The sequence below is a fragment of the Streptomyces sp. NPDC002784 genome (genome assembly GCF_053592135.1).
In genome coordinates this window covers 410,700-432,262 of the sequence record NZ_JBSFVD010000005.1, presented here as the reverse complement: position 1 = coordinate 432,262, position 21,563 = coordinate 410,700, and the positions used below count along the sequence as shown (strand labels likewise).

At 72.8% G+C, this 21,563-nt stretch carries 14 protein-coding genes and 2 pseudogenes; 8 read left to right on the top strand and 8 right to left on the bottom strand.

Features of this window, described 5'->3' with window-relative positions; genetic code table 11:
• Positions 1-52: 52 nt before the first annotated feature.
• From ACWD1Z_RS14015 to ACWD1Z_RS14005, 3 genes and pseudogenes are all read left to right on the top strand, one after another.
• Positions 53-3,682 (top strand): annotated as a pseudogene (locus ACWD1Z_RS14015) (type I polyketide synthase); the annotation flags it as partial.
• Between the two features lie 39 nt (positions 3,683-3,721).
• A complete protein-coding gene (locus ACWD1Z_RS14010; protein ID WP_451118479.1) occupies positions 3,722-7,288 on the top strand; it encodes an SDR family NAD(P)-dependent oxidoreductase in 3,567 nt (1,188 codons plus the stop codon).
• Positions 7,289-7,366: 78 nt separating this feature from the next.
• Entirely contained in the window at positions 7,367-8,290 is a 924-nt protein-coding gene (locus ACWD1Z_RS14005; protein ID WP_451118461.1) for an SDR family oxidoreductase, read from the top strand.
• A 116-nt stretch (positions 8,291-8,406) separates the two neighbouring features.
• Here ACWD1Z_RS14005 and ACWD1Z_RS14000 read toward each other — a convergent pair whose 3' ends face one another.
• Both ACWD1Z_RS14000 and ACWD1Z_RS13995 read right to left on the bottom strand, forming a co-directional pair.
• On the bottom strand, positions 8,407-10,014 hold the full coding sequence (locus tag ACWD1Z_RS14000; RefSeq protein WP_451118459.1) for an ABC transporter permease: 1,608 nt from the start codon (positions 10,012-10,014) through the stop codon (positions 8,407-8,409).
• Positions 10,011-10,955, bottom strand: a complete 945-nt coding sequence (locus tag ACWD1Z_RS13995) for an ATP-binding cassette domain-containing protein (protein WP_451118458.1) — start codon at positions 10,953-10,955, stop codon at positions 10,011-10,013. Before ACWD1Z_RS13995 ends, ACWD1Z_RS14000 begins: the two co-directional genes overlap by 4 nt.
• A 91-nt stretch (positions 10,956-11,046) precedes the next feature.
• Here ACWD1Z_RS13995 and ACWD1Z_RS13990 point away from each other — a divergent pair, with 91 nt between their 5' ends.
• Positions 11,047-11,589 (top strand): GbsR/MarR family transcriptional regulator, encoded by a 543-nt coding sequence (locus ACWD1Z_RS13990; protein ID WP_451118456.1) that lies wholly within the window; start codon positions 11,047-11,049, stop codon positions 11,587-11,589.
• Between the two features lie 82 nt (positions 11,590-11,671).
• Positions 11,672-12,811 (top strand): annotated as a pseudogene (locus ACWD1Z_RS13985) (MFS transporter).
• On the opposite strand, the gene ACWD1Z_RS13980 reads toward ACWD1Z_RS13985, so the two are convergent.
• The 3 genes from ACWD1Z_RS13980 to ACWD1Z_RS13970 all read right to left on the bottom strand — a co-directional run bounded on the left by ACWD1Z_RS13980 (position 12,808) and on the right by ACWD1Z_RS13970 (position 15,697).
• Positions 12,808-13,242: a DUF5959 family protein gene (locus ACWD1Z_RS13980; RefSeq protein ID WP_451118454.1), complete on the bottom strand. Its 435-nt coding sequence runs from the start codon at positions 13,240-13,242 to the stop codon at positions 12,808-12,810. The pseudogene ACWD1Z_RS13985 and the gene ACWD1Z_RS13980 sit on opposite strands and share 4 nt — an antisense overlap.
• 49 nt (positions 13,243-13,291) lie before the next feature.
• Positions 13,292-14,725, bottom strand: a complete 1,434-nt coding sequence (locus ACWD1Z_RS13975) for a Gfo/Idh/MocA family protein (RefSeq protein ID WP_451118452.1) — start codon at positions 14,723-14,725, stop codon at positions 13,292-13,294.
• A gap of 261 nt (positions 14,726-14,986) precedes the next feature.
• Positions 14,987-15,697, bottom strand: a complete 711-nt coding sequence (locus tag ACWD1Z_RS13970) for an FAD binding domain-containing protein (RefSeq protein ID WP_451118451.1) — start codon at positions 15,695-15,697, stop codon at positions 14,987-14,989.
• A gap of 172 nt (positions 15,698-15,869) precedes the next feature.
• Here ACWD1Z_RS13970 and ACWD1Z_RS13965 point away from each other — a divergent pair, with 172 nt between their 5' ends.
• From ACWD1Z_RS13965 to ACWD1Z_RS13955, 3 genes are all read left to right on the top strand, one after another.
• Positions 15,870-16,565 carry a helix-turn-helix transcriptional regulator gene (locus ACWD1Z_RS13965; protein WP_451118449.1) on the top strand — a complete coding sequence of 232 codons (696 nt, stop codon included), beginning with the start codon at positions 15,870-15,872 and terminating at the stop codon, positions 16,563-16,565.
• Entirely contained in the window at positions 16,562-17,536 is a 975-nt protein-coding gene (locus ACWD1Z_RS13960) for a pyridoxal-phosphate dependent enzyme (protein ID WP_451118448.1), read from the top strand. The genes ACWD1Z_RS13965 and ACWD1Z_RS13960 overlap by 4 nt, the downstream gene beginning before the upstream one ends.
• A gap of 166 nt (positions 17,537-17,702) precedes the next feature.
• Positions 17,703-18,065: a cupin domain-containing protein gene (locus tag ACWD1Z_RS13955; protein WP_250076540.1), complete on the top strand. Its 363-nt coding sequence runs from the start codon at positions 17,703-17,705 to the stop codon at positions 18,063-18,065.
• A 16-nt stretch (positions 18,066-18,081) separates the two neighbouring features.
• Here the strand turns inward: ACWD1Z_RS13955 and ACWD1Z_RS13950 are convergent, their stop codons facing one another.
• From ACWD1Z_RS13950 to ACWD1Z_RS13940, 3 genes are all read right to left on the bottom strand, one after another.
• On the bottom strand, positions 18,082-19,056 hold the full coding sequence (locus tag ACWD1Z_RS13950) for an NAD(P)-dependent alcohol dehydrogenase (protein WP_451118446.1): 975 nt from the start codon (positions 19,054-19,056) through the stop codon (positions 18,082-18,084).
• A gap of 215 nt (positions 19,057-19,271) precedes the next feature.
• The gene (locus ACWD1Z_RS13945; RefSeq protein WP_451118444.1) at positions 19,272-20,630 is read right to left on the bottom strand and encodes a vWA domain-containing protein; all 1,359 of its coding nucleotides are present in this window, start codon (positions 20,628-20,630) and stop codon (positions 19,272-19,274) included.
• Positions 20,627-21,484 (bottom strand): AAA family ATPase, encoded by an 858-nt coding sequence (locus ACWD1Z_RS13940; RefSeq protein WP_451118443.1) that lies wholly within the window; start codon positions 21,482-21,484, stop codon positions 20,627-20,629. Before ACWD1Z_RS13940 ends, ACWD1Z_RS13945 begins: the two co-directional genes overlap by 4 nt.
• Positions 21,485-21,563 lie beyond the last annotated feature (79 nt).

The following is a 21,563-nucleotide window of genomic DNA, read 5'->3' as shown; positions in this document are numbered from 1 at the left end:
ACCGATCCAGCCGACTCGACGCGCCCACGGGAGACCTCCGATGAACAACGAGCAGAAACTCCGCGACTACCTCAAGCGGGCGACTGCCGACCTCCGCCAGGCCCGCCGTCGCATCAAGCAGCTGGAGGAGCAGCCCCCCGTCGCGATCGTCGGCATGGCCTGCCGCTACCCGGGTGGCGTCGCCTCTCCGGAGGACCTCTGGCGGCTCGTCCTCGAAGGCGAGGACGCCATCGGACCCTTCCCCGAGGACCGCGACTGGGACCTCGACGGCCTCTACGACCCCGACCCGGACGCCGAGGGCAAGACCTACGTCAAAGGCGGCGGCTTCCTGCGGTCCGTCGGTGACTTCGACGCCGAGCTGTTCGGGATCTCACCGCGTGAGGCGCTGGCGATGGACCCGCAGCAGCGGCTGCTGCTCGAAGCGTCCTGGGAGGCCGTCGAGCGGGCGCGCATCGACCCGCACAGCCTGCGCGCGACCCCGACCGGCGTGTTCACCGGCGCCCCGTCGTCCGAGTACGTGTCCCGGCTGAACAGCCTGCCCGACGGCCTTGAGGGCTACATCAGCATCGGCAACGCCGTCAGCGTGGCCTCCGGACGGGTCGCCTACACCCTCGGCCTGGAAGGCCCGGCCGTCTCCGTCGACACCGCCTGCTCCTCCTCACTGGTCGCCCTGCACCTGGCGATCCAGGCACTCCGCAACGGGGAGTGCACCCTGGCGCTCGCGGGTGGCGTCACCGTCATGCCGACCCCCGCCACCTTCGTGGAGTTCGGCCGCCAGCGCGGGCTGGCCGAGGACGGCCGCTGCAAGGCGTTCGCGGCGGCGGCCGACGGCTTCGGACCCGCGGAGGGCGTCGGCGTCCTCGTCGTGGAACGGCTCACGGACGCCGTCCGCAACGGCCACCCCGTCCTCGCGGTGGTCCGTGGCTCGGCCGTCAACCAGGACGGCGCCTCCAACGGCCTCACCGCCCCCAACGGCCCCTCCCAGCAGCGTGTCATCCAGCAGGCCCTCGCCAACGCGGGAGTGGCCGCCGCCGACATCGACGTGGTGGAGGCGCACGGCACGGGTACGACGCTCGGCGACCCGATCGAGGCGCAGGCGCTGCTGGCCACCTACGGAGTGGACCGGGACGCGGACCGGCCGCTCTGGCTCGGATCCGTGAAGTCCAACATCGGGCACACCCAGGCCGCGGCGGGCGTCGCGGGCGTCATCAAGATGGTGATGGCGATGCGTGCGGGTGTCCTGCCGAAGACCCTCCACGTCGACGAACCCACCCCCCATGTCGACTGGACGACGGGCGAGGTCAAGCTCCTCACAGAGGCCCGCACGTGGACCACGGCCGACGAACGGCCCCGCCGCGCCGCCGTCTCCTCCTTCGGCATCTCCGGGACGAACGCCCACGTCGTCCTGGAACAGGCCCCCGCCGACGAGCACCCCGTACCCGAGCCGGTCCCGGCCGACGGTGGCCTCGCCGGTTCCCCGCTGATCCCCTGGCTGGTCTCGGCGCGTACCGCCGAGGCACTGGCCGCCCAGGCGGAGCGCCTCGCGGATGCCGTGGCCGACACCGACCCGATCGACGTGGGGTGGAGTCTGCTGACCTCCCGCGCCACACTCAACCACCGTGCGGCGGTGTGGGGTTCGAGGACGGAGGAGCTGACCTCCGGCCTGCGCACCCTGGCCTCGGCCGGAGTCGCGCCCAATGTCGTGACAGGTGCGGCGGACACGGGCGGCTCCGGCGTCGTGTTCGTCTTCCCTGGCCAGGGATCGCAGTGGCTGGGGATGGGGCGGGGACTCCTGGACTCCTCGCCGGTGTTCGCGGCGCGGATCGGGGAGTGCGAGGCGGCGCTCGGGCCGTTCGTCGACTGGTCGTTGACCGACGTACTGAAGGGCGATGACGACGCCTGGATGCGGCGGGTGGACATGGTCCAGCCGGTGCTGTGGGCGGTCATGGTCTCCCTGGCGGCGGCCTGGGAGTCATTGGGCATCGAACCTGCCGCCGTCATCGGCCATTCGCAGGGCGAGATCGCGGCCGCCGCGGTGGTCGGTGCGCTGGGTCTGGAGGACGCCGCCCGGGTGGTCGCCCTGCGCTCGGCCGCGATCCGGGACGAACTGGCGGGTTGGGGTGGCATGTTGTCGCTGGCGACCGGCCCGGAGCAGGCATCGGCGTGGGTGTCGCCGTATGGCGACCGGGTGTCCATAGCCGTCTACAACGGTCCCGATGCCACGGTGGTTGCGGGCGATCCCGAGGCCCTGGAGGAGATCGCCTCGGTGGCGGAGGCCGCCGGTGTCCGCGCCCGGCGGGTCCCGGTGGACTACGCCTCGCACTCCGCCCATGTCGAGGACATCAAGGCCAAGCTGCTGGAAGCACTCGCCCCGGTGGCACCGCAGCCCTCCCGTGTCCCGGTCATCTCCACCGTCACCGGCGGGGTGCTGGACACGACGACGATGGATGCCACCTACTGGTACGAGGGCCTGCGTCGGCCGGTCCGCTTCACCGAGGCGATCACCACCGCGCTCACCACCGGCCACACCCGCCTGGTCGAGGTCAGCGCGCACCCGGTGCTCACCATGGGCGTGCAGGCCATCGCGGAAGCCGCGGAACAGCCGGTCACCGTCGTCGGCACCCTGCGCCGGGACGAGAACGAGAACGCCCGCTTCCTCGCCGGCGCCGCCGAACTGTGGGTCCACGGCACCGACATCGACTGGTCCGCCGTCTACGCGGGCCGCCCCGCACACCGCGTCGACCTGCCCACCTACGCCTTCCAGCACCGCCGCTACTGGCTGGACGCGGGTTCCGCCGAAGCCGATGTCGTCGGCGCCGGACTGATTCCCACCGGTCATCCGCTGCTGGGAGCCGCCGCCGGGCTTGCCGCGGACGGCGGAGTCGTGCTCACCGGGCGGCTCTCCACGCGCACCCATCCCTGGCTGGCGGACCACGCCGTCGCGGGCACGGTCCTCTTCCCCGGTACCGGGTTCGTGGAGTTGGCGATCCGCGCCGGGGACGAGGTCGGCTGCGGGCATCTCGCCGAACTCACCCTCCAGGCCCCGCTGGTTTTCCCCGAGCAGGGCGCGGTACAGGTGCAGGTGTTCGTGGAACTGCCCGACGGCTCCGGGCGGCGTGCCGTTTGCGTGCACTCCCGGCCCGAGGGCTCCGAGGGCGCCGACGCCGCCGCGGAGGAGTGGACCTTGCACGCGGAGGGCGCCCTGCTGCCCGAACAGCCCGCCCCTGCCGAGCCGTTCGGAGAGGTGTGGCCCCCGGCGGGCGCGGAGCCGGTGGACGTCTCCGGCTTCTACACCGCCGCGGCCGACGCCGGCTACTCGTACGGGCCCGCGTTCCAGGGCCTGCGCGCCGTGTGGCGGCGCGGTGCCGACCTCTTCGCCGAAGTGGCGCTGCCCGAGGGCCAGAAGGGCGACGCCGCCCGCTTCGGCCTGCACCCGGCGCTGCTGGACGCCGCCCTGCACGCCCACGGCTGCGCTCCCGCACCGGAGGAGGCCGCAGGACCGCACGGGACGCTGCGGCTGCCCTTCGCGTGGAACGGGGTGACCCTCTTCGCCACGGGCGCCGACCGGCTGCGCGTCCGGCTCCGCGCCGAGGCCGCCGACGCCGTACGCCTCGACCTCGCCGACGGTACCGGCGCGCCGGTCGCCTCCGTCGACTCCCTGCTGGTCCGCCCGGTGACGGCGGCCCAGCTCGCGGCGGCCCGGACGCCGCGGACGAACGACATGTTCCGGGTCCGCTGGACCCCGGTGCCCTGCGATCCGGAGGCCGTACGCCACGCCACCTGGGCCGTGGTCGGGGACGACCCCTACGGCTTGGGCGCGGCGGTGCAGGGCGCAGGGCTGGCGGCCGACGCCTACCTCGACGTGGCGGGGGTCCGTGGCGTCCTGGAGTGGGGGGTGCCCGCCCCGCACGTCACCCTGCTCGCGGTGCCCCCGGCCGCTGACCCGGCCCCCGGCGACCCGGCGAGCGCGGCCCAGGAGACGGCGGAGCGGATCCTCGCCGTCGTCCAGGAGTGGCTGGCCGAGGAAGGACTGGCCGACTCCCGGCTGGTGTTCGTCACCCGGGGCGCCGTGCCCGCGGGCGGCGACGACACGCTGACCGACCTGACCGGCGCCCCGGTATGGGGTCTGATCCGCTCCGCGCAGTCGGAACACCCGAACCGGTTCCTGCTGGTCGACCTGGACCCGGCCGAGCAGCCGGGCGGCCCGGACGCCGATCTGCTGCCGGCGGCGGTCACGGCCGCGCTGGACACCGGTGAGGGACAGATCGCGGTGCGCGGCGGGACGACCCTGGTGCCCCGGCTGGTGCGGCCCGGCGCCGAGGAGGCCCTGGTGCCGCCCGCGGACGCGGATGCCTGGCGGCTGGACGCCACGGGCAGCGGCACCCCGGACGGACTGACCCTGGTGCCCGCCCCCGAGGCGGACGCCCCGCTGGCGCCGGGCGAGATCCGGGTCGCCGTGCGTGCCGCCGGTGTCAACTTCCGCGACGTGCTGCTGACCCTGGGCATGTACCCGGGCCGGCCGATCCTCGGCAGTGAGGCGGCCGGGGTGGTCCTGGAGGTCGGCGCCGACGTCACCGGCATCACCCCGGGGGACCGGGTCATGGGCCTGATGACGGAGGGCTTCGGCCCGCGGGTGGTGACGGACGCCCGGCTCGTGGTGCCGGTCCCCGACGGCTGGAGCTTCGAACAAGCCGCGTCGGTCCTGGTGGTGTTCCTGACGGCGTACTACGGCCTGGTCGACCTCGGTGGCCTCAAGCGGGGTGACACCGTGCTGGTGCATGCGGGTGCGGGTGGGGTCGGCATGGCGGCGATCCAGCTGGCCCGGCATTTCGGCGCTGAAGTCCTCGCTACTGCCAGTCCCGGGAAGTGGGATGTGCTGCGGGGGCTGGGGCTGACGGACGACCGGATCGCCTCCTCCCGAGACCTGGGCTTCCGGGAGAAGTTCAGTGCCGAGCGCGTGGACGTCGTCCTGAACTCGCTGGCCCGCGAGTTCGTCGACGCCTCCCTCGAACTCCTCGCTCCCCAGGGCCGGTTCTTGGAGATGGGCAAGACGGATCTGCGTGACCCCGAGCAGTTGAGGCAGACGTACCCCGGACTGACGTATGCGCCCTTCGAGCTGAGTGACGCCGGCGCCGAGCGGATCCAGGAGACCCTGGGCGAGCTCATGCGGTTGTTCGAGTCGGGTGTGCTGGAGCCGTTGCCGGTGCGGGCGTGGGATGTGCGCAGGGCGCCGGATGCCTTCCGGTTCATCAGCCAGGCGAAACATGTCGGCAAGGTCGCTCTGACCATGCCCGTGCCGGTGGATCCGGACGGCACCGTCCTGATCACCGGCGGCACCGGCACCCTCGGCTCACTCCTGGCCCGGCACCTCGTGACCGAGCACGGCGTACGGAACCTCCTCCTCACCAGCCGCAGCGGACCGGAAGCACCGGGCGCTCAGGAACTCATCGCCCAAATACAAGAGTTGGGGGCGACGATCCAAGTCGTCGCCTGTGACGCCGCCGACCGCGACCAACTCGCGGCCCTGCTGGACGGCCGTACGCTCACCGGTGTCGTCCACGCGGCCGGTGTCCTTGCCGACGGGCTGGTCACCGCCCTCACCCCGGAGCAACTGGCCACCGTCTGGCGCCCCAAGGCCCAGGCCGCCCTGCACCTGCACGAACTCACCCAAGACGCAGACCTCGCCTTCTTCGCGCTGTACTCCTCCGCCTCCGGCGTCTTCGGCGGCGCCGGACAGGCCAACTACGCCGCCGCCAACACCTTCCTCGACGCCCTCGCCCATCACCGCCGCGCCCAAGGACTGCCCGCAACCTCCCTCGCCTGGGGCTTCTGGGCCGAGACCAGCGCCCTGACCAGCAACCTCGGAGAGACCGAACAGGCCCGGATGACCCAGGGCGGGATGCTGCCGCTCACCACCGCGCGCGGGCTCGCCGTCTTCGACGCGGCCACCGGCTCGGACGGCGCTGTGGCCGTGGCCGCCGCTCTCGACACGGGCGGGCTGCGCGATCGGGCCCCCCAGCACGTGCCGCCGTTCCTGCGGGAGTTGGTCACCGTGACCCGGCGGCGGCGCGGCACCGCGGCCAACGAGGTCGTCGAATCGGCCTCCGGGCTGGCCAGGCGGCTCGCCGGACTGGACCCGGCCGGCCGGGACGAGGCGCTGCGCGAGCTGGTGCGGAGCCATGTCGCCGTGGTCCTCGGCCACTCGGATGCCGCCGCCCTCGACATGGCACGGGAGTTCGTCGCCCTGGGCTTCGACTCACTCACCGCCGTCGAACTGCGCAACCGGCTCGGCACCGCCACCGGTCTGGCACTCCCGGCGACGCTGATCTTCGACCACCGCACGCCGGAGGCGCTGGCCCGGTACCTCTCCAATGAGTTGGCGGGCAGCGGCGAGGCGGCGGACGGGGGACCGGTCGCCGCCGTCACCGCGGAGTCCCGGCCCGCGGACCCCGACTCGCTCAGCGGGATCTTCCTGCGCGCCTGCCGCGAGGGCCGGTTCGCGGAGATCAGCACGGTGCTGCGGACGGCGGCCGACTTCCGTGAGAACTTCAGCGGCCCGGCGGAGCTGGCCAAGCTGCCGCAGCTCACCCCACTGGGCCGGGGCGCCCGGACACCCCAGCTGATCTGCTTCCCGACCTTCGCCTGGAAGCCGAGCGTCTACCAGTACCTGCCGTTCGCCTCCGCGCTCAGCGGCACCCGTACCGTCTCCGCCCTCTCTCTTCCGGGGTTCATGACCGGCGAGGCGATCCCGGCCGACCTGGACGCACTGGTGCGGACGCTGGCCGAGGCGATCCGGCAGAACGCCGGGGACGAGCCGTACGCCCTGCTCGGCTACTCCAGCGGCGGCCTGATCGCCAGCGCGGTTGCCCGGCATCTGGAGGAGGCGGGTTCCGGTCCGGCGGCACTGGTGATGGTGGACACCCACTGGTGGGACACGGCGGGCGGTTTCGACCTCGATCCGTGGGCGAACAGCGTCCTCAGCGGGCTGCTGGACCGGGTCGGGGAGAGCGAGCACCAGGGGGAGAACTGGGGCGACGCCTGGGTCACCGCGCGCGCCCGCTACCTGTATCTGGACTTCCACCAGACGGAGTTGGCGGCCCCCACGCTACTGGTGCGGGCGACCGGCTCGCTCGGTCCGGAGGGCTCACGGCGGCGCGCCGACTGGGGCTACGACCACACCGCCGTCGAGGTGCCGGGCGACCACTTCACCTTGATGGAGGGGGAGTTCGCCGCCGGGACCGCCGATGCCGTGGACAGCTGGCTGCGGGCGCTGCCTGGCAACGAATGACCAGCGCCCGTTTTCACCGTCCTTCATCACCCCATCGACCACCACCCCATACACCACACGCACAGGAGAGGAGACGCGGTGTTCGAACTCGCGGGACGGACCGCCTTCATCACCGGCGGCGCCCAGGGCATCGGACTGGGCCTGGCCCGGGCGCTCGCCAAGGAGGGCGTACGGCTCGCCCTCGCCGACATCGACACGGAGGCGCTCGCCGCGGCCGACGCCGAGCTGTCGGCGCTGACCGGGGTGGCCACCTTCACCCTGGACGTCACCGACCGCGCCGCCTGTACCCGGGTGGCCGACGAGGCGGAGGAACGCCTCGGTCCGGTGACGCTGCTCTGCAACAACGCGGGCGTCGGCGGCAGTTACCCGGTCACCGCGATGAGCTACGAACTGTGGGACCTGTTCCTCGGTGTCAACATCGGCGGGGTGGTGAACGGTCTGCAGACCTTCCTGCCCCGCATGATCGCCCGCGGGGAGCCGGCGCACATCGTCAACACCGCCTCCACCGCTGGGCTGGCGCCCCAGGGCGGGCAGGCGGGCTACATGTACGAGGGGACCAAGGCCGGGGTGATCGGTCTGTCCGAGGGGCTTTCCCGGCAGTTGGCGCACGAGGGGCATCCCATCGGGGTGACCGTGTTCTGTCCGGGCCTGGTGGCCACCAACATGGTCGCCACCGGCCGGGCCGCGCGCCGCCGGATCGGCGGTGACCTCGGCCTCACCGCCGAGCAGGAGGAGGACCGGGAGCGGCTCCTCACCGAGCAGGACTTCTATCTGCGCCAGCTCGGGCACTCCCCGGACGCCGTGGGGGAGATGCTGGTGGAGGGGCTGCGGTCCGGAAAGCCGTACGTGATCACCGATCGGGGGGCGGCGGAGCCGCTGGCCGCCCGCTCGAAGGCCCTGTTCACGGCGCTGCCGCCGGAGACGGAGCACGACCGGCGGATCGCCCGCCATGTCGCGGCACAGCTGCGGGAGGCCGCCCGCTCGGGCAGCAAGACCCACTGAGTCGCCCGTGCGGAGGGGGCCACCGCGCGCGGCGGACTTGCCTGCGTGGTGGCCCCTTGCCGTTGCGGCGGCAGCGGCGGGGATGCCCGGGGTCGGACGCCGGGCGGTGCCCGGGGTCAGGCGACGTCGCGCCGCCTGAAGCCGCTCAGCCCCGCCGCGATCAGCGCGGCGGCCAGCAGCACCAGCAACAGCAGCGGGGTCGCCCGGAAGTCCGCCGACGGCAGATCGGGGACATGGGTGAACGGGGACAGGTTCATGACCATCTGGTCGAGCTTGAGCACCTCACCGAACTGGCCGATGACCAGGACGACGGCCAGCACCCCCCAGGCGACGGCCGTGTAGCGGGGCAGCAGCCCGAAGAGCAGCGCGCACAGGCCGATCAGCGTCCATACCGCGGGCACCTGCGCCAGGGCGGCGCCCAGCACCCGGGGCACCTCACCGGCCACGTCACCGCTGTTGATGCCGTGGGCCAGGCCGGCCGAGAGTCCCGCCGAGGTGAGCATGACGACCGAGCCGAGCGCGGCGACGCTGAGATGACTGCCCGCCCAGCTCAGCCGGTTGACGGCCGTGCTCAGCACCGGGTCGATCCGGTGGGCGGACTCCTCGCCGGACAGGCGCAGCGCCGACTGGACGGCGTAGGCGCCGACGACGACTGCGATGAGCGAGGTGATGGTGGCCAGGAAGACGTCCACGATGCTGCCGCTGCCGCCGAGGTCGCGCAGCAGCTCGTCGATGTTCGGGTTGTCCTCCGCGACGTCGACCATGCCGTCCGCGACCCCGCCGAACGCGGCGCCGACGACCACGAAGGCGAGCGCCCAGCCCAGCATGGCACCGCGCTGGAGCCGCCAGGCGAGCGCGAAGGGGGAGCGCAGCGCGGGGGTCGCCTCGGTGGGTCCGAGCGAGGGCGGCAGCACACCCGCGCCTACGTCCCGCCGGCCGATGAGCACGCCGACCGCGGCGACGAGGACGGCCGCGGCGGCGACGAACAGCAGGGCCACCGCCCAGTTCTCGTCGGTGTACGGGCGCATCATCTGGGCCCAGCCGATGGGGGAGAGCCAGGTCAGCCACGACAGGCCGCCGTCGGAGGCGCTGGCCGCGTCACCCGTGGCGCGCAGCAGGTAGGCGAGGCCGAGGACGGTGGCCGCGATGCCGTTGGCGGAGCGGGCGTGGTCGGTGAGCTGGGCGGCGATCCCCGCCACGAGCGCGAAGAAGATGCCGACCCCGGCGCAGCCGAGCGCGAAGGCCCAGGAGCCCGTCGCGGGCAGATCGGTGTTCTGCAGGCCGAGTCCGAGGAGCAGCGCGATGACCAGGTTCATCCCGGTGACCAGCAGCAGCGAGCTGGCGAGCCATGCCTTGCGGCCGAGGACCGCCGAACCGGCCAGTTCCGCGCGGCCGCTCTCCTCCTCGGCGCGGGTGTGCCGCACCACCATGAAGATGCTCATCAGGCCGATGATCGTGGCCATGAAGGCGACCAGCTGATAGGCGTTGACGCCGCCGGTCGTGGTCAGGTCGAAGGCGCGGCCGCCGAGGGCGAGCATCGCCGGGTTGGTCTCGACCGTCTCGGCGAGCTTCTCCCGCTCCTCGGCCGTGCCGTACAGGTCGTTGTTGCTCTGGGCCGATGCCGTGGTGAACAGCACGATGCCCAGGATCCACGCCGTGGCGCGGACCCGGTCGAGCCGGAGGGCGAGCCGCAGCAGCGTCCCGGTGCCTGCGTAGTCCCTCACCGCGCGGCCTCCGCCCGGTCGTCGGCGTCCTGGGCGTCTTCCTTGTCCTGCGCGGTGGTGTAGTGGCGCATGAACAGGTCCTCGAGCGTGGGCGGCCGGCTGACGAGGCCCCGCAGGCCCAGCGTCGTCAGATGCTGCACGGCGGTGTTGAGGTCGCCGGCGTCCACGTCGAAGGTGACGGTGTGGCCGTCCTCGCTGCCGATCCGCACGTCGTGCACGCCCGGGAGGCGGGAGAGGTCGCGGACGGGCTCGGTCAGTTCGGCGCGGATCGAGGTGCGGGTGAGGTGGCGCAGCTCGGTGAGGGTGCCGGACTCCACCGTACGGCCGCCGCGGATGATGCTGACCCGGTCGCACAACCGCTCGACCTCGGACAGGATGTGGCTGGACAGCAGCACGGTCCGGCCCCGGCCGCGCTCCTCGTCGATGCAGTCCTGGAAGACGGACTCCATCAACGGGTCCAGGCCCGAGGTGGGTTCGTCGAAGATGAGCAGTTCGACGTCGGAGGCGAGGGCGGCCACCAGGGCGACCTTCTGCCGGTTGCCCTTGGAGTAGGCGCGGCCCTTCTTCTTCGGGTCCAGCTCGAACCGCTCGATCAGCTCGTCCCGGCGCTTCTTGCTCGCCCCGCCGCGCAGCCGCCCCAGCAGGTCGATGACCTCACCGCCGGAGAGGGCGGGCCAGAGCGTCACGTCACCGGGGACGTAGGCGAGCCGCTTGTGCAGCTCCACGGCGTCCGCCCACGGATCTCCGCCGAGTAAGGACAGCCGGCCGCTGTCGGACCGCATGAGCCCCAGCAGGATGCGGATGGTCGTGGTCTTGCCGGAGCCGTTCGGGCCGAGGAATCCGTGCACCTCCCCGGCCTCCACGCTGAGGTCCAGCCCGTCGAGAGCCCGGACGGGGCCGAACGTCTTGACCAGTGAGGAGATTGAGATGGGTGGCGTCATGATTTTAAGAGTACTTGAACATTTCGAAATTTGCGAGAACTGGAAGAAGCTTGAATGGCCGGTTAAGGTGGCTGCAGGAGGTGCAGAACACGTGTCCACAGGCAGAGCAGAGTCAGCGAGCGAGGCGTCCACGGGACCGGAGGGGCCGGCCGGAGGCGAGAGCAGGGCCGTGGAGCGGCTCGCGAGCCGGTTCGCCGAGACGGGCCTGCCCCGTATGTCCGCACGCGTCTTCGCCGCTGTGCTGGTGTCCCCGAGCGGCGCGCTCACGGCGGCCGAGATCGGCCAGTTTCTTTCCATCAGCTCCGGCACCGTCTCCACGGCCCTGCAGAGCCTCGTCCGGATCGGCCTGATCAACCGGGAGAACCAGCCCGGCTCCCGCCGGGACCTCTACCGGGTGCGGGAGGACCCCTGGCCCGACGTCTTCGCCATCCGCAGCCTGTGGCTGCGGGAGTTCGCGAAGGGGGCCATGGAGGACATGGAACTGCTCGACGAGTCCAACACCGGCGGCCGCGCGCGCCTGATGGACATGCGGGACTTCGGGCTCTTCGTCATGCCCAAGCTGGAACAGATCGTCGTCGACTGGCGCGAGCACCGGGCCTCCGGCGCCGACGACGCCGGAGGCGCCCCCGTCTGACCGGCCCGTTCGGGGGAGGGGGCGACTCGCAGGCGCGCGCACTCTGTGCCACGGTGAGGAAGGAGCGGTGTTCGCCGTCTGCATGGCCGGCACCACGCTCCCGACCCCCCTCTACGGCCCGTACCAGCAGAAGTTCGACTTCTCCGAGCTCACCGTCACGGTCGTCTACGCGGTGTACGCCTTCGGGGTCATCGGCGTGCTGCTGCTCGCGGGCAACGCCTCGGACGCCGTGGGCAGACGCCCGGTGCTGTGGTGGGGCCTGGCCTTCGCGGCCGCCGGCGCCGTCTGCTTCCTGTGCGCCACCGCCCTGGGCCGGCTGTACGCCGGACGGCTGCTGTCGGGCCTGTCCGCGGGCCTGTTCACCGGGGCGGCCTCGGCCTACGTCCTCGAACTGGCACCGCCCGGCGCCTCCCGGGCCACCTTCGTGGCGACCGCCGCGAACATGGGCGGCCTGGGCTGCGGCCCGCTGCTCGCCGGAGTCCTCGCCGATACGCCGACCGGCCGCTGTACTTGCCGTTCGTCGTCCATCTCGCCCTGGTGGCCTGCTCGGCCGTCGTCCTCCTGCGGGTTCCCGAGACGGTCCGGGAGCGCCGGCCGCTGACCGCCGTACGGCCGCGGAAACCCGGGCTGCCGCCACGAGTGCGGGCTGTCTTCGGGCCGGCGGCGGCCGCCTCCTTCGTGGGCTTCGCCCTGTTCGGGGTGTTCACCTCGGTCAGCCCGTCCTTCCTCGCGTACTCCCTGGACGGGCACAACCTCGCTGTGAGCGGCCTGGTCGTCGCGCTGGTCTTCTTCGCCTCCACGGGGGGGCCAACTGGCCGTCGGCCGGCTCGGCGTGGCCCGGTCACTGCCGCTGGGCTGCGCCGCGCTCCTCGCGGGGCTCGCGTTGCCGGCGGGCGCGCTCCACTGGGATCTGCTGTCCCTGGTGGTGCTGAGCGCGCTCGTCGGCGGCGTCGGGCAGGGCCTGTCGTTCCGCGGCGCGCTGTCCGCGGTGGCCAGGGTGTCCGAGGAGGACGAGCGCGCGGCCGTGATCTCGGCGCTGTTCGTGGTCGCCTACACGGGCATCTCGGTACCGGTCATCGGCGTGGGCCTGCTGGTCGGGCCGATCGGTCTGGAGGGCGCGGGGCTGGTGTTCATCGCGTGCATGGCGCTGCCGGTGACGACGGCCGGCCTCTACCTGCTGCGCCGCCCCGTCCCGCGGAGCGAGGCCGAAGGCGTGCGCTAGCGTCCGCCCTCGGCCGACGGCCAGGTCTTCCGGACGAGCTCCAGCCGGTCGTACGCGTCGTCGAACCAGGAGTCCACCAGCGGCACGGTCACCGTGACCGACGTCAGGGATCCCGACGTGTCCCTGACGGTGACCCGCGCCCGCTCCTCCTCGCCGTCGCGCTCGACGCACAGGGCGGGCCCGCGCGCGAACTCCCGCCACGCGATGTCCTGCCCGGCGTCGAGCGCGTCCAGCGCCTCCTGCCACTCCCGCAGGTCCCGGGGGAGGACCCACAGGTCGAGACTGCCCTTCACGAACCGTGTCTCGACGACGAGGACACCGGTCAGGACACCGTCCGGGGCGCCCCCCGAGGAGTCCGTCCCGGTGATCCTCAGGACGACGCTGTTCCCGCCGCCCTCCAGCCGTACCAGGTCGACCGGCCCGTCCGTCATGCGTGCCCCGTTCGCTCACCTGGCCGAAGAGTAGCCGGGGGTGGCGGTGTCAGGGGACCGGAGGCATGTCGCTCGGGCGGGAGTCCAGGCCCGTGCGGTGCTTGACCCAGGAACCGCGGGTGAAGTCGGGGACCGCCACCGGACGGCCGCCCGCCGCGAGGGACTTGACGCTCAGCGGGATCGGGGAGCACCAGACCGCGCCGTCGTAGACGTCCATGTCGGGGACCAGTCCGGCGCGCATCAGCTGGACGGTGCGCCACTGCAGGACGTAGTCCATGCCGCCGTGGCCGCCGTTGTTGGCCGCGTCGTCGCCGATCTTCAGCCACAGCCAGTGGTCGAACTCCTTGCGGTAGGCGTCGAACGCCCGCCAGGTGTGGCCGCTGTGGTCGGGTTCGAGATAGATCCGGCCGCCGCCCGCGGACGTCACGCCCGCGTAGTCCTCGAAGATGCCGCGGCTGCCGGCGAGCGAGTTGATACGGCTGTACGGCCGCGGTGAGCTCACCTCGTGCTCGGCGCGGATCACCCGGCCCTCGGCGGTGTCGATCAGGCAGGTGACGAGGTCACCGTTGATGTACGTCTCCTTCCAGCTCGGGTGGGACTTGGGGACGAAGCGCTCCCGGTAGTCGGCCAGGCCCCGGGGCTCGGTGGCGGTGGCCCGCAGCGTCGTCATGCGGTCGCCGCGGTTGATGTCCATCGCCGCCGCGATCGGGGCCAGGCCGTGCATGGCGTAGAAGGACGCGGTGCTGCGGGTGTGCCACAGCCTCCGCCAGGAGTCGGTGTAGTAGGTGTCCGAGAACAGCAGGGCCCGCAGGTCGTGCAGATAGCCGCCGTGGCCGTTGGTCACCTCGCCGAACAGGCCGTCGTGGGCCATCTTCAGCATCGCCAGCTCGTTGCGGCCGTAGGAGCAGTTCTCGGAGAGGATCAGATGGCGTCGGGTGCGCTCGCTGGTGTCCACGAGGTCCCACAGTTCGTCCAGCTCGGTGGCGATGGGCAGTTCGACCAGCGCGTGCTTGCCGGCGAGCAGGGCGGCGCGGCCCTGCTCGTAGTGGAACTCCCAGGGCGTCGCGATGTACACGAGGTCGATGTCGTCGCGGCGCAGCATGCGCGCGTAGGCGTCGGCCGAGCCGCCGTACTCGGCCGGGCGGGGGCGGCCCTCGGCGACGAGCCGGTCGGCGGTGCGTCTGGCGCGGTCGGCGCGGATGTCGCACACGGCCGTCACCGTGCAGCCCGGGACCGCGGCCCAGCCCGAGGACATCCCGTGGCCCCGGTTCCCGAGCCCGATCAGGCCGACGCGGACGGTCGGGTACGCGCCGAACGGCACGTCGATCATCGATTTCTGCCCCGGACGCCGCGACGGGGTCACGTCGGCGGTCGGGGCCGTGGGGGCGGCGGAGGCCTGGGTGCCGAGTCCGGCGACGACGGCTCCGGAGGCCAGGGCACCGCCCATGAGGGTACGGCGTGAGACAGCAGGGATTTCAGGCATGGCGCGGATCGCTCCCTTATGCGTGGCGGCCGGCTGCTCTTGCTGCCGCATGACTTTGTCCACGCGAGCGCCCTGTGTCAATAGGTGCTTGAAAAGTTCGTGTTGCGAGCAGAAACGAGCATGCGGTTCTCAAGTGGCCGAAGTTCGCCGGTCCTTGCGGGCAACGCGAAGGCCCCGTCGCCGGTCGGTGACCGGTGACCGGTGACCGGTGACCGGTGAACGGGGCCTGCCTGCGGGCCGGTGGGGCCCGCCGTGCGGGGGTCAGCGGGCGAGTACGTCCCTGATCCGGCCGTGGATCACGTGCCGCGCGTCCGCGGGAAGCGCGCCGAGGTCCGTGTTCTCGATGGCGTGCAGGACCGTTTCGACGTCGGTGTCGCAGGCGGTGGTCGCGGTGAGGAACTCGTAGCCGTCGCGGACGGCGACGCGCAGGCGCCTGGTGCTGTCGGGCTCCGCGTGCACCGCGGTGGCGACGACGAACGGCGGCGGGCCGCCCGGGTCGCCCTCCTGCTTCAGGTAGCCGCTGACCAGCGGGGTGCGCCAGGTGATGCCCAGCAGGACGGGGCGCTTGGCCAGGAGTTCGGTCAGATCGGTCTCGTAGACGCCCGTCGTGTCCAGGACCGTCGCACGGGTGTCCAGGACGAGCGCGGCGGGGAGCAGACAACGCAGGGTGCTGCCCACGATGTTGCCGCCGACCGTGGCGGCGCGGCGCACGGCGCCGGTGCCTATGCCGCCGGCCGCCCGGCGCAGCACCTCCGGCACCCGGTCGTCGATCCGCTGGAGCACCACGGCCGAGCCCAGGGTCTCAGGCCCGAGGGCGTTCGCCTCCGGCAGGTTGCGCAGGGACATGGCCCGGTCGGGGAAGCCGTCGCGCTGGAAGGCCGCCCAGACGAGCGTCGCCCCGCCGATCGGCAACGCCCCCTCGGCGATGTGCTGCTGGACCTCGGACACGGATGTGGGCAGATGCAACAACACGGAGCGGCCTGCTTTCGCGACGGGTCTTCGGCACACGCGTATCGCATTCTCCCCGCCGGGCAGGGGGCGCATGCAGGGTTCACCGGGGCACTCCGCGCGCCCCTGATGCTGGACTTTCTGTATAGCGTCTGGACATGTAGTCTAGAAGCAGGCGGACGGACAGGAGTGAGCGATGGCGGGCGAACCGGGCCTGGATGCCGAGCGGGACGCGATCATCTCGGCGCTGACGCCGGTCGTGGACGGGCTCGTGGCGACCTTCGGGCCGCTGTGCGAGGTCGTGCTGCACGACTACCGCCGGCCCGAGCGATCCGTCGTCGCGGTCGCCGGTACGGTGACCGGGCGGACCGTCGGCGGGGCGATGAGCGAGATCGGCATGCGGATCGTCGCCCGCGGCGCCGCGGCGGACGACGACCTGAACTACGTCACCCGCACCCGGACCGGGAAGCTGGTCAAGGCGTCCACCCTGGTGCTGCGGGACTCCACCGGCGAGGTCTTCGGCGCCCTGTGCGTCAACCTCGACGTCACCGCCGTCAACGAGGCCCACGCCCTGCTCGGCGCCCTCGCCGGCGTCGGCCGGGACAGCGCCGAGGCACCGGTCACCACCTTCGGCAACGACATCGACTCCGTCGTCGACGCCATCCTCGACGCCCACCAGCTCCGCCAGAACCGCGGCTGGGCGGAGCTGGACCGCGCCCAGCGCCTGGAACTCTTCCGCGGCCTCGACGGCCGCGGCGTCTTCGCCGTGCGGCGCGCCGTCGAGCAGGTCGCCGCCCGGCTCGGCATCTCCCGCGCCTCCGCCTACCACTACCTCGCCCAGGCGCGCGCCGCGACCGGCCCGGCTTCCGACCCCGATGGAGGACCCGCGTGACCAGCACCCCGCCCCTCACCCCCGACGACGTCCGGGACGCGGCCGCACGCCTCAAGGGCGTCGCCCACCGCACACCGGTGCTGCGCTCGCGCACCCTCGACGGCCTCGTCGGCGCCGAGGTCTTCCTCAAGTGCGAGAACTTCCAGCGCGTGGGCGCCTTCAAGTTCCGCGGCGCCTACAACGCCGCCTCCCGGCTGACCCCGGACCAGCTCACCCGGGGCATCGCCACCTACTCCTCCGGCAACCACGCCCAGGCCGTCGCCCTCGCCGCCCGGGAACTGGGCACCACCGCCGTCATCGTCATGCCCGCGGACGCCCCGCCCTCCAAGCGGCGGGCCACCGAGGGCTACGGCGCCGAGATCGTCACCTACGACCGCTACACCGGCGACCGGGTCGCCCTCGCCGAGTCCCTGGCCGCCGAGCGGGGCCTCACCGTCATCCCGCCCTACGAACACCCCCACGTCATGGCCGGGCAGGGCACGGCCGCGCTCGAACTCCTGGAAGACGTCGGGCCGTTGGACGCGCTGCTGACCCCGGTCGGCGGCGGCGGGCTCATCGCCGGGAGCGGCACCGTCGCCAAGGCGCTGTACCCGCGGCTGCGGTTGATCGGCGTCGAGCCCGAGGCCGGGGACGACACCAAGCGGTCCCTCGAGGCCGGCCGGCGCATCGAGATCCCGGTGCCCAGGACCATCGCCGACGGCCAGGCCCTGCACACACCGGGCGAACTCACCTTCTCCGTCAACCGACGGCTCGTCGACGCCATCGCCCTGGTCGGCGACGACGAGATCCGGGACGCGATGCGCTTCGCCTTCGAGCGCCTGAAGATCGTCGTCGAACCGAGCGGCGCCACCCCCCTGGCCGCGCTCCTCTCCGGCCGCCTGGGCGCGCTGCCGCGCCGGGTCGGAGTCATCGTCTCCGGGGGCAACGTCGACGCCGAGCGGTTCGCCCGGCTGTGCGCGCCCGCCGGCTGACACCCGGGCCGTGCGACCGCCGTACCGCCGTCACCCGCATGGCGGCGCCGACTGGACAGGCAGACGATGGAGGGGTGGGGTCCGGCCCCCGCCGGGGCCGCTCGGCAGCGGTCGGGAGACGGAGACCGGCCCCGGCCGTTCCGACGCGGCCGGAAGGAGATCCGTGATGATCGAAGTGAAGACGCTCGACAAGCCGGACGAGCGGCGCGATTTCCCCAGGGGACACCTGGAGGCCGTCCACCTGACCGGACTCGACTTCGCCGTGGGCACCTTCGAGCCCGGCTGGCGCTGGTCGGAGTCCGTGGCCCCGATCGCGGGCACCGAGAGCTGCGAGGTCCACCACAACGGCTACGTCGTCCAGGGCCGTCTGCACGTCACGATGGACGACGGCGGCGAGGCCGAGGTCGGCCCGGGCGATGTCTTCGTGGTCCCGCCGGGTCACGACGCCTGGGTCGTGGGCGACGAACAGGTCGTCGTGTACGACTTCGCGGGCACCATGGCCACGGAGTACGCGAAGGCCAAGGAGTAGCGAGGAGGAGCGACGCTCAGACGGTGACGACGATCTTCGCGCGCGCGTGCTCCACCTCCAGGTGGCGGATCGCCTCGGCCGCCTCACTGAGCGGATACGTCCGCTCGACGACCGGCGCGATCCGCCCGGCCTCGGCCAGCTCCTTGAGGGTTGCGAGGTTCTCCCTGCTCTGGCGGGCGGGGAGTTCGAGCAGCCGCTGCCGTGTGAAGGGCGCCGCCAGCCGCCGCTTGAGGAACAGTCCCATGGGGCCGACGATGCTGCCGCCGTCGTAGACCCCGCCGCCGGACAGCACCAGGGTGCCGGTGGGGGTGAGCGCGCGCCGCAACGCCCGCAGTGAGTGGTTGCCGACCAGGTCCAGCACCACGTCGTAGCGCCGGCTCGCGCGGGTGAAGTCCTCGCGTGCGTAGTCGATGACATGGTCCGCGCCCAGCGAGCGGGCCATGTCCGCGTTGCGCGCGCTGCACACCGCGGTCACCTCCGCGCCGTACGCCTTGCCGAGCTGCACGGCGAAGGTGCCGACGCCGCCCGAGGCGCCGTTGACCAGCAGCGTCTGCCCCTGCCGGACACCGCCCACGTCCCGGACGCCGATCAGGGCCGTGTTCCCGGCGAGGGGTATCGCGGCGGCCTGCTCGAAGGTGAGGTTGGACGGCTTCGGGCCCACCGCGTCGCCCGGCGCGCACACGAACTCCGCGAAGGCGCCGTCGGCCTCGCCGAACACCTCGTCACCGGGCCCGAGATCGGTGATCCCGTCGCCCACCGCCGCCACCCGGCCCGCGAAGTCCCGGCCCCTGACCCGCGCCTTGGGTCCGCGCAGCCCCATCATCGCGCGCGCCACCTTCGGGTCGCCGTGCATGAAATGCCAGTCGTAGGCGTTGACCGACGCGGCGTGCACCCGCACCAGCACCTCGCCGGGCCCCGGCACCGGCCGCTCGATGTCCCGGAACTCCAGCACGTCCGCCGGGCCGTACCGGTCCTGCACCACTGCCTTCATGATCTCCCCCTTCACCGCTTTCGAGGCTACGGATCCGGGCCGGTCAGGGGCATCAGGGACGAACCCTGATTCTTCCCGGGGAGCGGAGCCCACGACCACCACCGAAGCTTCCCTCGCCCTGGTCACCGGCGGCAGCCGCGGGACCGGCCTCGCCGCGGACCTCGCCGCGCTCCACCCGCAGCTCGCGGCCTGAGGGCCCGTGTCACGGGCCCCGGTCACACCGGCAGCAGCCGGGACACCAGGTCGCTGAGCTGGCGGGCGTTGCGGCACTCGTGCATCTCCACCAGCTCGGCGTAGTCCGGCGCGGCGGAGTCGCCCGTGCCCCAGCTCGTGGCCTGCTCCGGGTTCAACCAGTAGACACGGCGGGCCCGTTCGGCGATCTGCCGCACGGCCGGGAGGTTCGCGTCGCTCATGTTGGTGCGCGCGTCGCCGAGCACGAACACCGTGGTGCGCGGGCCGACCGCGTCGCCGTACCGCTCGGCGAACTCGCCCAGCGCCACGCCGTAGTCGCTGCTGCCGTGCCAGCCCGTCAGGGTGGCCTCGGCCCGGATGCGGTCCCCGAGACCCTCCGGGTCCGCCGTGCCGTGCACGAGCAGGCCGGTCACCTCGTCGATGCGGTTGACGAACGCGAACACCCGCACCTTGCTGAACTGGTCGTGCAGCGCCTGCACCAGCAGCATGGTGAAGTCCGAGAACCCGGACACCGAACCCGACACGTCGCACAGCAGCACCAGTTCGGGCCGCACCGGCCGCCGCCTGCGCAGCACCGGCTTCATCGGCACCCCGCCCGTCGACAGCGAACCGCGCAGGGTCCGCCGTAGATCGATCGAACCGCGCGCGGCCCGGCGCCGGCGGGCCGCCAGCCGGGTGGCGAGCTTGCGGGCGAGCGGCGACACGGTCCGGCGCAGCTCGGCCAGTTGGGCCTTGCCCGCGAAGAGGAAGTCCGCCCGGTCGGCGCTCGGCGCCACCGCCCGCCGGGCGATCTCGTCCCGGCCGCGCCGCTCCGCCACCCGGCGCCGCGCCTCCGCGGTGACCAGGGCCCGGAACGCCTCGATGCGCCGCCGGATCTCGTCCTCCAGCAGCCGGCCGGCGAAGCCCGAACCGCCGCCCCGCGCCCGCACGTCGTCGCGGACCCGGGCCAGCAGCGTCTGCGGACGGAGCCGGTCGAGGGTCTGGTACGACGACCAGCCGTCCGACCCCGGGGAGGAGCCGTAGCCGCCGAAGCCGTCGACCGCCTCCACCGCCAGCCGGCCCAGCAGCGCCCGGTCGTTCGCCGCCAGCGCCGACGCCAGCCGGTCGCGCAGGTCCTCCCGCCCCGCCGCCTCCTGCTCCGGCGCGCCGACGCCCCGCGGGAAGTACAGGTCGAAGACCGGGTCGAACACCGGCCGTTGGGCCGTACCGTGCAACAAGGTCGCCGCCAGGCCCTCGCGCAGCCGCTCCCGGTCCGTCAGACCGAGCGCCGCCACGGCCTGCGCCGCGTCCACGGTCTCGCCGGTGCCGATCCGGATGCCGTGCGCGCGCAGGGCGGCCACCAGCGACGTCAGCCGCTCGGCGACCCCCGCGGGGATGGTCACAGGGCGTCCAGGTCGAGCTTGGCGGTGGCCTTCAGCACGTCCTCCTGGTGCTTGAGGAGGACGCCGAGACTGTCCCGTACGACGGTCTCGTCCAGGGTGTCGGCGCCGAGCGCGAGCAGGGTGCGGGCCCAGTCGATGGTCTCGGCGACCGACGGCAGCTTCCGCAGGTCCATGGCGCGCAGCGCGCCCACCACCCGTACCACCGAGCGGGCCAGCGCCTCGTCGAGCTCGGGCACCTTCAGCCGGACGATCCGGCGCTCCAACTCCTCTTCGGGAAAGCCGATGTGGAGGAAGAGGCAGCGGCGGCGCAGCGCCTCGGACAGCTCGCGGCTGGCGTTGGAGGTGAGGACGACGAAGGGGCGGCGGGTGGCGGTGACGGTGCCGAGTTCGGGGACCGTGACCTGGAAGTCGCTGAGCACCTCCAGCAGCAGGCCCTCCACCTCGACGTCCGCCTTGTCCGTCTCGTCGATCAGCAGCACCTTGGGGTCGTCGCCGCGGATCGCCGTGAGCAGCGGACGGGGGAGCAGGAACTCCTCGCTGAAGATGTCCGTGCGCGCCTCGTCCCAGGTTTCGTCGCGGCCCGCGCTGATGCGCAGCAACTGCTTGGCGTGGTTCCACTCGTACAGCGCGCGGGACTCGTCCACGCCCTCGTAACACTGGAGCCGGACGAGCCGGGCCCCGGCGACCTGGGCGACGGCCTTGGCCAGCTCCGTCTTGCCGACCCCGGCGGGGCCCTCGACCAGCAGGGGCTTGCCGAGGCGGTCGGCGAGGAAGACGGTCGTGGCGACCGCGGGCGAGGCGAGGTAGCCGGTCTCGGCCAGCCGCGCGGCGACGTCGTCGACGGAAGTGAACAACGGGGCCTCCAGGTCGGATACTGCGACCTATCTAAGCGCTTGTTCACCGCTTGTGTCACGGCGTCGAGGAGGCTCGCCG

Coding starts and splice junctions, on each gene's coding strand:
- ACWD1Z_RS14010 (WP_451118479.1), top strand. CDS start 3,722: ATGTTCCGGGTCCGCTGGACCCCGGTGCCCTGCGATCCGGAGGCCGTA.
- ACWD1Z_RS13995 (WP_451118458.1), bottom strand. CDS start 10,955: ATGACGCCACCCATCTCAATCTCCTCACTGGTCAAGACGTTCGGCCCC.
- ACWD1Z_RS13980 (WP_451118454.1), bottom strand. CDS start 13,242: ATGACGGACGGGCCGGTCGACCTGGTACGGCTGGAGGGCGGCGGGAAC.
- ACWD1Z_RS13975 (WP_451118452.1), bottom strand. CDS start 14,725: ATGCCTGAAATCCCTGCTGTCTCACGCCGTACCCTCATGGGCGGTGCC.
- ACWD1Z_RS13965 (WP_451118449.1), top strand. CDS start 15,870: ATGGCGGGCGAACCGGGCCTGGATGCCGAGCGGGACGCGATCATCTCG.
- ACWD1Z_RS13955 (WP_250076540.1), top strand. CDS start 17,703: ATGATCGAAGTGAAGACGCTCGACAAGCCGGACGAGCGGCGCGATTTC.
- ACWD1Z_RS13950 (WP_451118446.1), bottom strand. CDS start 19,056: ATGAAGGCAGTGGTGCAGGACCGGTACGGCCCGGCGGACGTGCTGGAG.